At 72.9% G+C, this 12,620-nt stretch carries 8 protein-coding genes and 2 pseudogenes; 5 read left to right on the forward strand and 5 right to left on the reverse strand.

Annotated features, from left to right (window positions below; genetic code table 11):
• Positions 1 to 153: 153 nt before the first annotated feature.
• From HCN52_RS15515 to HCN52_RS15535, 5 genes are all read right to left on the reverse strand, one after another.
• Positions 154 to 1,326, reverse strand: coding sequence for an ABC transporter ATP-binding protein (locus HCN52_RS15515; protein WP_245175181.1), 1,173 nt, complete (start codon positions 1,324 to 1,326; stop codon positions 154 to 156).
• Positions 1,323 to 2,510: an ABC transporter ATP-binding protein gene (locus HCN52_RS15520; RefSeq protein ID WP_168089037.1), complete on the reverse strand. Its 1,188-nt coding sequence runs from the start codon at positions 2,508 to 2,510 to the stop codon at positions 1,323 to 1,325. The genes HCN52_RS15515 and HCN52_RS15520 overlap by 4 nt, the downstream gene beginning before the upstream one ends.
• Positions 2,510 to 3,514: an ABC transporter permease gene (locus tag HCN52_RS15525; RefSeq protein ID WP_209314586.1), complete on the reverse strand. Its 1,005-nt coding sequence runs from the start codon at positions 3,512 to 3,514 to the stop codon at positions 2,510 to 2,512. Before HCN52_RS15525 ends, HCN52_RS15520 begins: the two co-directional genes overlap by 1 nt.
• 12 nt (positions 3,515 to 3,526) lie before the next feature.
• Positions 3,527 to 5,047, reverse strand: coding sequence for an ABC transporter permease (locus tag HCN52_RS15530; RefSeq protein ID WP_168089038.1), 1,521 nt, complete (start codon positions 5,045 to 5,047; stop codon positions 3,527 to 3,529).
• Between the two features lie 175 nt (positions 5,048 to 5,222).
• A complete protein-coding gene (locus HCN52_RS15535; RefSeq protein ID WP_245175182.1) occupies positions 5,223 to 6,965 on the reverse strand; it encodes an ABC transporter substrate-binding protein in 1,743 nt (580 codons plus the stop codon).
• Positions 6,966 to 7,422: 457 nt separating this feature from the next.
• Between HCN52_RS15535 and HCN52_RS15540 the strand changes: the two are divergent.
• The 5 genes and pseudogenes from HCN52_RS15540 to pyrE form a co-directional block, all read left to right on the forward strand.
• Positions 7,423 to 7,923 (forward strand): annotated as a pseudogene (locus HCN52_RS15540) (DUF2617 family protein); the annotation flags it as partial.
• Positions 7,924 to 8,484: 561 nt separating this feature from the next.
• Positions 8,485 to 9,231: pseudogene (locus HCN52_RS15545) on the forward strand (spermidine synthase); the annotation flags it as partial.
• Positions 9,232 to 9,562: 331 nt separating this feature from the next.
• Entirely contained in the window at positions 9,563 to 10,849 is a 1,287-nt protein-coding gene (locus tag HCN52_RS15550) for an SRPBCC domain-containing protein (RefSeq protein WP_168089041.1), read from the forward strand.
• Positions 10,850 to 11,051: 202 nt separating this feature from the next.
• Complete coding sequence (locus HCN52_RS15555; RefSeq protein WP_168089045.1) at positions 11,052 to 11,855, forward strand: aldose epimerase family protein; 804 nt, start codon at positions 11,052 to 11,054, stop codon at positions 11,853 to 11,855.
• 156 nt (positions 11,856 to 12,011) lie between these two features.
• Positions 12,012 to 12,548, forward strand: a complete 537-nt coding sequence (pyrE, locus tag HCN52_RS15560) for an orotate phosphoribosyltransferase (RefSeq protein WP_168089042.1) — start codon at positions 12,012 to 12,014, stop codon at positions 12,546 to 12,548.
• The last annotated feature ends 72 nt before the right edge of the window (positions 12,549 to 12,620 follow it).

The following is a 12,620-nucleotide window of genomic DNA, read 5'->3' on the forward strand; positions in this document are numbered from 1 at the left end:
GCCGGAGGACGACTCCGGCCGCGCCCCTCGCGCGTGGTGCGAGCCGCCCGGCACCCCGGGCGCCACGGCACACGACGGGGCCCGGGCGCGAGAACGCCCGGGCTCCGCAGCCGACGGCAGGACCGGCCCGACCGGCGCGACCGGCCCGACCGGTCAGACCACCTTCGTGTCGGCCTCCGCGAAGTGGCAGGCCACCGGGTGGCCCGTGCCGCGGTCCGTGAGCGCCGGCTCCTCCGTGGCGCAGATGTCCTGTGCCTTCCAGCAGCGCGTCCGGAAGCGGCAGCCGCTGGGCGGGTCGATGGGGCTCGGCACGTCGCCCGTCAGGACGGTCCGGCGCCGCTGCCGCTCCCGCCGGGGGTCGGCCAGCGGCGCTGCGGAGATCAGCGCCTGGGTGTAGGGATGGGACGGCGCCCGGTACACCTGGTCGCGCGGACCGGTCTCGACGACCTTCCCCAGGTACATCACCGCCACCTGGTCCGAGATGTGGCGCACCACCGACAGGTCGTGCGCGATGAACACGTACGCCAGTCCCAGCTGGTCCTGGAGGTCCTCCAGGAGGTTGACCACGCCCGCCTGGACCGAGACGTCCAGCGCGGAGACCGGCTCGTCCATGACCAGCAGCTTCGGTGCCAGCGCCAACGCGCGGGCGATGCCGATGCGCTGCCGCTGGCCGCCGGAGAACTCGTGCGGGTAGCGGTTGCCGTGCTCCGGGCTCAGCCCGACCAGCCGCAGCAGCTCCGCCACCCGGTCCGGGCCGCCGTCCCGCCAGCGGCCCTGCACCTTCAGCGGCTCGGCGATGATGTCGTTCACCGGCAGCTTCGGGTTGAGCGAGGCCATCGGGTCCTGGAAGACCATGCCCGCGTTGCGGCGGAACGCCTGCATGTCGCCGCGCTTGAGGCCGGTGATCTCCCGGCCCTCGAACCGCACCGAGCCGGAGGTCGGCTTGATCAGCTGGAGGATCGCGCGGCCGGTAGTGGACTTCCCGCAGCCGGACTCCCCGACGACGCCGAGCGTCTGCCCGGCGTCCACGCCCAGGGTGACCTTGCTGACCGCCTGGACCTGGCCGGTGACCCGCCGCAGCAGTCCGGAGCCGTGCACCGGGAAGTTGACGACGAGGTCGCGCACCTCCAGCAGGCGCTCCGCGCCCTCGGTGCCGGGCTTCGCGGCGGTCGGGTCGCCGGCCGTCCCGGTGGCCGCGGGTGCGGCCGGGGCGGCGGTGCCCGTCGTCGGCGCGGCGTCCGTCGGTGCCCCGCCTGTCGGTGCCGCGTCCGGGCCGGCTGCCGTCCCCGGGGATTCCGGTGCGGTCTCGCCGGAGGTCGTCGTCATCGCCCCTCCTCACTGTCGGTACCCGTGCCCTCGGAGGGCGCGGTCTGGGCGTCGGGGTGGAAGAACGCGGTGGGGTCCTCCACCTCGGCCAGCTTCTCGCTGTGGTGGCAGGCCGCCCAGTGCCCGTCGCCGATGTCGCCGAGCGGCGGCTCGGTCTGACGGCAGACGTCCGTGGCCAGCGGGCAGCGCGGCTGGAACGGGCAGCCGCTGGGGAGGCTGATCAGCGACGGCGGCGTGCCGGTGATGGGGCGCAGCCGCCCCTGGGCGTCGCCCTCCAGTGACGGGATCGACCCCAGCAGGCCGGCGGTGTACGGCATCCGCGGCTCGTAGAAGACCTGGTCGGTGTGGCCGATCTCCACCGGCTTGCCGGCGTACATGACCAGCGTCTTGTGCGCCATGCCGGCGATGACCCCGAGGTCGTGGGTGATCATGAGGATCGCGGCGTTGACCGCGTCCTTGACCTCCAGCAGCTTCTCCAGGATCTGCGCCTGGACCGTCACGTCCAGGGCGGTCGTCGGCTCGTCGGCGATGATCACGTCGGGGTTGTTGATGATCGCCATCGCGATCATCACCCGCTGCCGCATGCCGCCGGAGAACTCGTGCGGGTAGGCCCGCAGCCGCTTGTCGGGCTGCGGGATGCCGACGAGGTCCAGCATCTCCTTGGCCCGGGCCAGCGCCTCGCGGCGCGGCACCAGGTGGTGCGCGAGGACCGCCTCGGCGAGCTGGTCGCCGACGGTGTGGACCGGGTTGAGCGAGGTCATCGGGTCCTGGAAGATCATCGCGATCTTCTCGCCCCGCAGCGCCCGCTGCTGGCCCGGCCGCATCCTCAGCAGGTCCTCACCGCGGTAGAGGACGCTGCCCCGGATGCGGGCGCTCTTGGGGAGCAGCCCCATGACGGCCATGGAGGAGACCGACTTGCCGGAGCCGGACTCGCCGACGATGCCGAGGACTTCGCGGGCGTGCAGCGTGTAGCTGACACCGCGCACCGCCTGGACGGCGCCGTCGTCGGTGGGGAACTCCACCGTGAGGTTCTCGACCTTGAGGATCTCCTCGTCGAGCGGCGGCTTGGCGTCGGCGAGCGAGTAGGCGGTGTGGACCTCCTCGGCCGCCTCACCGACGGCGTCGCGCGCCGCCGACGCCGTGTTCAGCGTCCCCGAGGTGTCGAGGGGAGGGTTGATGGTCATCAGTCACGCACCCGGTTCTGTCGGGGGTCGAAGGCGTCGCGCAGGCCGTCACCGATGAAGTTGACCGACAGCGCGATGCCGATGATGAAGAGGCCGGGCCAGTAGAACAGCCACGCCCGCGTCATCATGGCGGTCTGGTAGTCGGTGATCAGGCGGCCGAGCGAGGTGTCCGGCGGCTGCACGCCGATGCCCAGGAACGACAGGCCGGTCTCCAACAGCACCGCCGCGGCGATCGCCAGCGTCACCGAGACGATGATGATGCCGACCACGTTGGGCACCAGGTGGCGGAAGATGATCCGCTTGGCGGAGGTGCCCACCGAGCGGGCCGCCTCGACGAACTCCTTCTCCCGCAGCGACAGCACCTCGCCGCGGACCAGCCGGGCGGTCTGCGTCCAGGTCACCAGGCCCAGCATGATGCCGAGCACCACGATGCCCTGCCGGCCGGCCATGGCGGCGACGACCGCGGCGATGACGAGCGTCGGGATGGTGATCATGACGTCGGTGACGCGCATCAGGACGGCCTCGGCCCAGCCGCGGAAGTACCCCGCGCAGGCGCCGATGACCGTGCCGATGACGGTGGCGACCGTGCCGACGAGGAACGCGACGGTCAGCGATACCTGTGTGCCGCGCATCACCACGGCGAAGTAGTCGCGGCCGATGTCGTCCTGCCCGAAGGGGTGCTCACCCCAGCTGACCCCGCCGCCGCCGAGGAAGGTGGGCCACACCCCGAGGGTGGGGCGGCCGCCCTCCAGCACCACGCCGGTCGCGGTCGGGCTCTTGTCCCACCAGCCGGGGATCGGGCCCCAGCCGATGGAGGTGGCGGCCAGGGTGAGGATGAACCCGAAGAGCGCCATGCCGACCAGCGCGCCGCGGTGCCGGAAGAACCGGGCGCGGACCAGCTGGAACTGGGTGCGTGAGGCGACGTTCATGCCCTGGGCGGCGTCGTCGGCCGAACCGGGGGTGGGCGGCGTCCCGGCCGGCTGCGCGGATTTCTTGCGCATCATTTCGAACTCCTGTCAGGACAGCCGGATACGCGGGTCGAGGAAGGCGTAGGCGATGTCGGCGACCATGTTGAAGATGACGATCGCTCCGCCGGCCACCAGGAAGAACGCCATGATCGGCATGGGGTCGCCCTGTTCGATGCCGTCTTGCAGCAGCGTTCCCATCGCCTTCCAGCCGAAGACCCGTTCGGTGATGACGGCGCCGCCGATGAGGGTGCCGATGTCGTAGGCGGTCAGCGTGGTGATGGGGATCATGCCGTTGCGCAGCGCGTGGCGGGTGATGACCGCGCGCTCCGTCAGGCCCTTCGCGCGGGCGGTCCGCACGTAGTCCTGGTTCATGACCTCCAGCATGCTGGCGCGGGTGTACCGGGTGTACGAGGCCAGCGAGACCAGCACCAGGGCCAGCGTCGGCAGCAGCAGGTGGCCCGCGGAGTCCAGGCTGTGCTGCCAGAAGGTGCCCTCGAAGTTCGGGGTGGAGGGGCCGATGGTGGAGATGACCCGGCCGCGGATGCGGCTGTGGGCGGCGTACCCGGCGAACGCTTGGAGCACCCGGTCCACGAAGATCACCGCGGCGGTGAAGAGGCCGGTGAGGACGGCGGCCGGGATCGCCTGGCGGCGGAACAGCTCGCCGCCGAAGAACCAGCCGATGCCCGCGCAGACCGCCGCGGTCAGCAGCGCCAGCAGCAGCAGCGTCAGCAGGTTCGGGTCGTTCAGCACCGGGCCGAAGGCGAAGTAGCAGACGACACCGACGCCGGCGGAGACCAGCGCGGCCCGCATCGGCGCACTCGTGAAGTCGAGACCGGAGACCAGGGTGGTGATGGCGACGGCGCCGGCGAAGGCGGTCAGCGCGACGACGACGGGCCCCAGCCCCGGGTCGGCGAACCAGCCGGTGGCGGAGAGCACCAGCAGCAGCACCGCCATGGCACCCGCCGTCACGCCGAACACGGTCCAGCGGGTGCGGCGGTCGACGACCAGCACACCGCTGCAGACGGCGCCCGCCAGCAGGGAGAGGGCGACCACCATCACCAGCGAGAGGGTGGGATCGCGCAGCCAGTCGTTGATGTCGACGGCGATGTACTGCTTCAGCAGCGTGCCGACCCAGAACAGCGGCAGCGAGAAGCAGACGAAGGCGACGAAGGTGACCGACTGGTCGAAGGCGCTGTACTGCCGCAGGGCGGAGATCACGCCGATGGCGATACCGAAGACGATGGCCAGCACCGTCGCGGCGGCCAGCAGTTGAAGGGTGGCGGGGAACGCGGTGCCGAGCATCGCGTTGACGTCCTGGCCCTGGCGGTTGACGCCGAGGTCACCCGTGATCGCACTGCCGAGCCAGAGCAGGTAGCGGATGAGGACCGGCTTGTCGAGGTTCATCCGCTCGGTGATGGTCGCCAGCGCCGCTTCCCGCTCGTTGTCGGGGAGCTGACGTGCCTCCTCCAGCGGGTCGTTGGCGTTGGCGGCCAGGATGAACATGACCGCGGTGGCGGCCAGGAACACCCATAGCGAGACGAAGAGCCGCCGCGCGATGAAGACGAGCATGGCGCAGACTCCTGAAGTGTTCCGTGAGATCAGTGAGATCTGTGGGAGTTGGTGACAGTGGTACGCGGACGGGGCCGGGGGGCTCTGAGGCCCCCCGGCCCCGCGCTGTGCGTGTTGTCCGGCGAGGGGCGGCGGCGCGCGGCCGCCGCCCCGTCACGCGGCTGACTTCAGGAGGTCAGCGGGTCCATTCCTGCATGTTCCACACGATGTCCGACTGCGCCGGGTTGGGGACGACGTTCTGCACGTCGTCCGCCCAGGCGGCCATGCCGGGGTGGTTGAAGAGCGGCACCGAGACGCCGTCCTCCCACAGGATCGTGGAGATCTCACTGATGACGCGGGTCTTCTCGTCCTCGTCGACGGTCACCAGGACCTCGTCGAGGAGGGCGTCGAGCTCCGGGTTGGAGTAGCAGCCGTTGTTGTTGCCCTTGCCGCTGGCGGAGCACTCGTCCGGGGTGGAGTAGGTGGAGTTCCAGCCGGAGATGAGCGCGGAGCCGGACCAGGCGGCCATCGCCACGTCGTACCGGTTGGTGTACATGGCGCCGTCCTGGGCGAAGAAGTCGCCGTGGGCCTCGAAGTCGACGTCGAAGCCGGCCTCGTTGCACGCGTCCTGGATCAGCTGGCCCTGCGCGTTGCGGCGCGGGTTGTCCAGCGTCCGCAGGCGGATGGTGGTGCCGACCGCGTCCTCCTCCTCGAGGATCTCGCGGGCGCCGTCGATGTCCTGCTCGGCGAACTCGTCGGGCAGGGAGTTGCTGACCACGTCGTCGTAGAACGGGTCCAGCGGGTGGGCGACGACGGTGTTGCGGACCTGCGCCTCCTCGTCGATCGGGCGGATCAGGTTCTGCACCAGGGTCTCGCGCGGCAGGCACTTCATCCAGGCCTCACGCAGCGGCAGGCTCTCGGAGAACGGACCCGACTCGAAGTTGAAGGTGTTGTGCTCGTAGAGGTACTGGTCGAAGACCTCGACCTCGACGCCGTCCAGCGACTCCAGCTGGTCCCGCAGGTCGGAGGAGGGCTGCGGCGACATGATGTCGATCTCGCCGTTCTGCAGCGCCTGCGCCTGGGCGTCCTGCGCGATGTAGCGGAAGATGACCTCGTCGGCCTTGGCGGGCTCGCCCCAGTACGCCTCGTTGGGGACCAGGGTCAGCTGCTCACCGGCGTCGTAGGAGCCGATGGTGAACGGGCCGGAGGAGGGGATCAGCGACTCGTCGGGCAGCGCGCCGTCGATGATCCAGCCGGTCTTGAAGAACTCGATGGCGTCGGCCAGCGCCGCCTCGGCCTCCTCGATACCGCCGTGGTCACGCTCGCTGTGCGGGGTGGAGTAGTCCCAGTCGACACCCTTGATGATGTCGATCAGCTCGTCCCCGCTCTCCAGACCGCCCTGCTCGGCGACGACGTGGGCGGGCATGATCGTGGTGTTGCCCTGGCCCGGGCCCGCGCCCTCCCAGTCGGCGTACGGAGTGAGGTACTCGAGGGTGAACTCCTTGTCGCCCGACTCGCACTCCGGCATCTTGGTGTCCTCGATGCCGGCGGTGCCGGGGGTGGAGAAGTCGAGGAACCCGCCCTGCTGGCTCCACCACATCAGCGCGTCGTCGCAGTCGAGCGGCGTGCCGTCCGACCAGGCCGCGTCCGGGTGGAAGGTGTAGGTGACCGTCAGCGGGTCCTCGCTGACGACCTCGTAGCTGCCGAACTCCTCGTTCGGGGTGATCGCACCGCCCTCACCGAAGAACCAGAAACCGGTGGTGACCTGGTAGGTGGCGACGGAGTTCGCGACGAGGTTGCCGTCCGACGTGGTGGAGTTCCACGTCGTCCATTCCTGCTCGTAGCCCAGGGTGATGGTCCCGCCGCCACCGCCGTCGTTCTGCGTGTCGTCACTGCTGCCGTTGTCGCCGCTGTCGCTGCCGCACGCAGTGAGGACCAAGGCCCCACCCATTGCTGCAGCAACCAGCTTCGACGTCCTGCCGAAACGGGTCATCTCCGGGCCTTCCACGATGAGGTCACGTCGGGTGTGAAGTTCCCGAGAGCTTCCTCACTCGTGGTCTTGCCCACAAGGGCGGGGCGATGACCGTTGTGCAGCCGAGATGCAAGCCACGCTGAGCTGTGACCAAAACTCGGCGGCAAAAGGTACTCAATCGGGCAAAAGGTGGTTGCGGTGTAGCGATCTACGTGCGTAGCTGTTCGCAATACGGGCAACCGGTCGGTAACCGGAGAGTTGTTGCGGGGTGAACATCTGAACCCCCGTGACCCCGGGGGGATGGAAACCCCGTCGAGTTGCGTGAAAACGCTGTGGACGTACGGCATTTCGTGGTTCGGTGGTGGTGACGGGTCCGGCAGGCCCGAGCAGCCCACCCCCTCACTGCGTGCATGCGGGAGCACCCATGCTCACCACGATCGACACCACCTACACCGACACCAGGGCCGCCGACCTCGCCTGGGAACTCGGCCGGGAGCCACAGCCGTCCCTCGCGACGCTCGACCTGGAACTCGACGGCGACCACGTGCAGCTCCGCGTCCTCGGCGCCTCGCACCAAGTGCTGCTCCGCTCCGGGGAAGCCACCTGCTCGGAGACGGTGGCCTGCCTGCCGGGCAGCCGCACCCCGCTCCCGATGGGGGTCTCCAAACGCATCGGCGACCTCGACTACGAGTTCGCCGCCCGCGTCGAGACGCTCAGCCCGGGCTCCTTCGGCGGGCGCGCGCAGGAACTCCTCGCCCTGGTCGCCGACCACCCGCACGGCCTCGCCGCCACCTTCCCCGGGGCGCCCGACGCGTTCACCGCGCTGCTCGCCCACCGCCACGACGGCCAGGTGCACTGGCGCACCTGGCACTCCTACCCGCAGGAGTGCCGCCTGGTCTCGACCCGGACCCGGGTCGCCGTCCGCCGCCGGGACGACGGGTCCTGCGGCGGCCCGACCGACCGCGCCGCAGGTCGGAGCACCGGGGACGCCGAGCCGGTCGACCGTGCCCGTACCGTCGTCGCCCATGCCGGCGCTGCGGGGCGGGGCGCCTCCTACTGACGACCCCGGGGCCGCCGGGGACCCGCGGGCAGCGGCCCCGCCGCCCCGGGTGGGCCCGGGCCCGGCCGCGGTGCGCCGGACGGGTGCCGGGCGTGCGTGCGATACGGCCCCGACTTCCACCCCTGCGGGTGACGTTGCTCCCGCGAAACGTCCCGTAGCGTGCGAGACATGATCGACTCCACCGGGACCGCCCCCGGCAGCGCCGCCGGTGGCCCGCCGCCCGTCGCCGCGGCGGCAGGGCGGCCCCCGGTCCCCGCGGCGGTGGGGAGCGCGGCCCGGGAGGGTCCTCCGGTCGGGTCCGGGACCGGTGCCGGTGTCGGTGCCTCTGCCGGGACCGGTGGTCCGACGGACGCGTCGGCCGGGAGCGCGGCCGGGACCGCGGCCGGCTCGCTGCCCGCGGCGCGCTCGCCCGAGGCGGACGCCGCGGTGGACGGCTCCGCCCCCGAACCGCCGCTGTCCGGCAGGCTCCCGGTGGCCGACGGCACCGGCCGGTTCCTGGTCCTGCTCGCCGTCTTCGTCTGCGCCGCCTGCGGGCTGGTCTACGAACTGACGCTCATCGCCGTCGCGGACCACCTGGTGGGGGACACCGTCACCCAGACCTCCGTGGTCCTGTCGTTCATGGTCTTCGCCATGGGCATCGGCTCCCTCGCCGCGAAACGGCTGCGCACCCGGGCCTCCCTCGGCTTCGGTCTGCTGGAGGCGGCGTTGGCGCTCGTCGGCGGCACCTCCACCCTGGTGCTGTTCGCCGTGCAGCTGTGGTTCGGCGAGATCCGCCCGGTGCTGTTCGCATTCGCACTCGTCATCGGCTTCCTCATCGGCATGGAGATGCCGCTGCTGATGACCCTGATCCAGCGGATCCGCCGCCAGGACGCCGGGGGCGCCGTCGCCGACCTCTCGGCCGCCGACTACGTAGGGGCGCTCCTCGGCGGCCTGGCCTTCCCGTTCCTGCTGCTCCCGCACCTCGGCCGCCTCAACGCCGCACTGCTGACGGGCGTCGTCAACGCGGTCGCCGGCGGCGCCGTGGTGCTGTGGCTGTTCCACCGCGACCTCACCCGGCGGGGCCGGGCACTGCTGGTCACCGTCAGCGCCGCCGTGGTCGTCGCGCTGGCAGCCTCCGTCACGCTCGGAGCCTCGCTCGACGAGGCCGTCAATCGGAGCGTGGAGCGCGCCGATCCGGCGGACCGAGCCGGGGAGCCCGGCGCACCGGGGGAGACCGGGGCCGGGGCCGCCGCGGGCACCGCCGGCGCTCGTGAGGCCGGTCCCGTCGACGGGGAGGACGCACCCGGGCAGGTCGACCACCGGGCCGAGCGCCGCGTGGAGGACCGGGAGGACCAGCGGGACGGCGCCCCCGCAGGGGGCGGCGCCGACGAGGAGGAGTGACCGAGGGCCGCCGGCCGGCGCGAGCCCGCGCCCCGCGGGGGAACAGCGGCCCCGACGGGCCCGGTTCGGGCAATGCGGCGCGCGCCCCCACGTGGTCGCGCTCCCAGTGGGTAGGCTCCGCCCCATGGAGCACGAGATCTTCGTACCGTTCCCAGCCACCGCGGTGCGTGCCGCGCTCGCCGAACAGGAACGCGTCGCACGCTGCGTGCCGGGCTTTCAGGTGGAACCGGGGGACGACCCCGACGCGCTCGCCGGCCGGCTGCGGCTCCGGATCGGCGGCTCCACCATCACCTACCGCGGCACCGTGACGCTCACGGGTCGCGGCGAGGGTGTCGACGTGGACGCCGTCGCGTCCGAGGCGCGCGGCAACGGCACGGTGCGCGTGCGGCTGACCGTCGTGCCCCGACCCGTCGAGGACGGGTCCGGGACCACGCTCTCCTACACCGGCAGCACCGAGGCGACCGGACGGCTCGCCGAGGTCGAGCCCGCGCAGCGGGAGACGGCCGCGCGGCGACTGCTGGATCGTTTCACCGAGGCGCTGGTCGGCGAGATCGACGCCACCGAGCCGCCCGCGGCGGAGCCCCGGGACGACGACGACCAGCGCGCCATTCCGGGCATCCCCGGCCCGGGCAAGGGCGAGGGCGGGCCGAGCCGTGCCGACGCGGCAGCTGCTTCCCCGGCGGGCGACTCCGCGCCGGACGACGACTCCTCCTCGGAGGAGAGCCGGGAGGGGACCGGCGACGGCGACGCGGCGCCGGCCGAGACCGCGGACGACGCCGGGAAGGGCGACCGGGGAGCTGCGGACGACGCCGCGGACGACGCCGACACCGCCGGGGAGCCCGGCGCGAGCAGCGGTACGCACGAGGCCGACGGCGACGCGGACGGCGAGGGCGATGCGAAACCGGCGGCGGACACGGACGCCGAGCCGGACCACCAGGCCGACGCGGACAGCGACAGCGACGCCGACACCACCGACAGCGACACCGACACCGACACCACCGAGACCGCTCCGACCGGCGACGGCGCCGACGCGGACTCGGCCGACCAGCCGCCGCGCGGCGCCGGCGAGGTCGGCAACCGGGACCCGCACCTCGACGCCGCCGAGGCCGAGGCCGACCGCAAGGCCCGCGAGGCCCGCGACGCCGGCTCCGTGCCGGAGCACGACGACGACGCCGATCCCCTCGACGCCCAGCCGCCCTACGCGCCGGAGGCCGACCTCGCCCGCCGCACGATGATCGGGCGGAGCGCCGAGGAGGTCGACCACGCGCCGCCGCGCGGCCGGTACGCCCCGCAGCCCGCGCCCGGCGACACCGGGGCGGCGCGGCTGACCCTGAAGTGGGCCGCCCCCGCCGCGGCGATCGCCGTCGCCGGTGCGGTGGCCATCGGCCGGGTCTTCCGCCGCCGCCGCTGACTCCCACGGCTGCCGCTGACCCTCACCGCTGCCGCCCCGCCCCGGAGCCCCGGGCCGGGGCGGAGGCCGTTGCGGTGGCGTTCCTCCGGCTCGTCCCCGGGCGCGCGGGAGCCGACGCGACCACTACTGTCGTGCTGTGACTCTCCATGACGCCTCAGAGCCGGATGTGACCGACGCCGACGACGCCGCAGACGACGGCGCGGTGCGGCTGCGAGCCGGTGACGCGGAGGTGACGGTGGTCCCCGCGGAGGGCTGCCGGCTGTCCTCGCTCCGCGTCGGCGACGTCGAACTCCTCGCCCAGGGAAGCGGGTCGGGGGCGTTCGTGATGGCGCCCTGGTGCGGCCGCACCGCCGACGGCGTCTTCCGCAACGGCGCGACGACGCACCGGTTGCCGCTCAACGCCGGACGCCACGCGATCCACGGCACCGTCCGGGAGCAGGCGTGGCAGCTCGCCGACCTCGCGGAGGACGGCCGCTCCGCCGCGTTCGTCGTCGACCTCGCCGACCCCTGGCCCTACCCGGGCCGGGTGACGCAGATCGTCGAACTCGCCGAGGACGGAAGCGGATTGACGCTGAGGCTCGGTGTCGAGACCGCCGGGGACTCGTTTCCGGCGCAGGCCGGCTGGCACCCGTGGTTCGTCCGCCGGCTGCGGCCCGACGGCCCGGAGGTCGCCCTGGACTTCGACCCGGCCGGGCAACTGGTGCGGGCCGACGGCATCGCCACCACCGAGGTCGGCGCACCGCAGCCGGGGCCGTGGGACGACTGCTTCACGATGCCCGACGGCGTGGACGTCACCCTGCGGTGGGGGCAGGAGCTGGAGCTGTCCGTCACCGCCCGCGAGGAGTGGGTGGTGGTCTACGACGAGCAGGCGCACGCGGTCTGCGTGGAGCCGCAGTCCGGCCCGCCGAACGGGCTGAACACCCACCCGCGCCTCGTGACCCGCATCGAGCCGCTGGAGACCGCCACCACCTGGAGCTGGCGCCGCCCGGCGCCCCCGGCAGGCTGACACCCGCCGCCGGAGCCGCGCCGCCCCCGGCAGGCCCCGCGGTGCGTCCCGCAGCGTCCGCCGGGGGTCGCCACCGTCCCGCCGTCGGCCCGTCCCCGCGTCCTCGCGGGTGGCGGGGGTCGGGGCGGCGATGGGCATCGCCTAGGCTCAGACGCCATGAGCGTGCGCGACGAGCTGCTGCGGCAGATCCAGGACAAGGCCGTGGTCCACGGCCGGGTGACCCTGTCCTCCGGCCTGGAGGCCGACAACTACATCGACCTGCGGCGGATCACCATGGACGCGGCTGCGGCGCCGCTGGTCGGCCAGGTGATGCTGGACGCCACCGCCGACCTGGAGTTCGACGCGGTCGGCGGCCTCACGCTGGGCGCCGACCCGGTGGCGACCGCGATGCTCCACGCCGCCGCGGCCCGCGGCCGCGACCTCAACGCGTTCGTCGTCCGCAAGGCCCAGAAGGCGCACGGCATGCAGCGCCGGATCGAGGGCCCGGACATCGCCGGCCGCCGGGTGCTCGTCGTCGAGGACACCTCCACCACCGGCGGATCGCCGCTCACCGCCGTCGAGGCGGCCCGTGAGGTCGGCGCCGAGGTGGTGGCCGTCGCCGTCATCGTCGAGCGCGGCGCCGCCGGGGCGATGGCCGAGGCCGGACTGGAGTACCGCAACATCTTCACCCTGGCCGACCTCGGCCTCAGCTGACCGCCCCGGCCGCTGCGCCCGGCCGCTGCGCCCCGCGCCCGGCCGCGGCCCGGGGCACCGGCCGCCGAGGGC

It is taken from the genome of Streptomyces bohaiensis (assembly GCF_012033785.1).
GTDB lineage: Bacteria > Actinomycetota > Actinomycetes > Streptomycetales > Streptomycetaceae > Streptomyces > Streptomyces bohaiensis.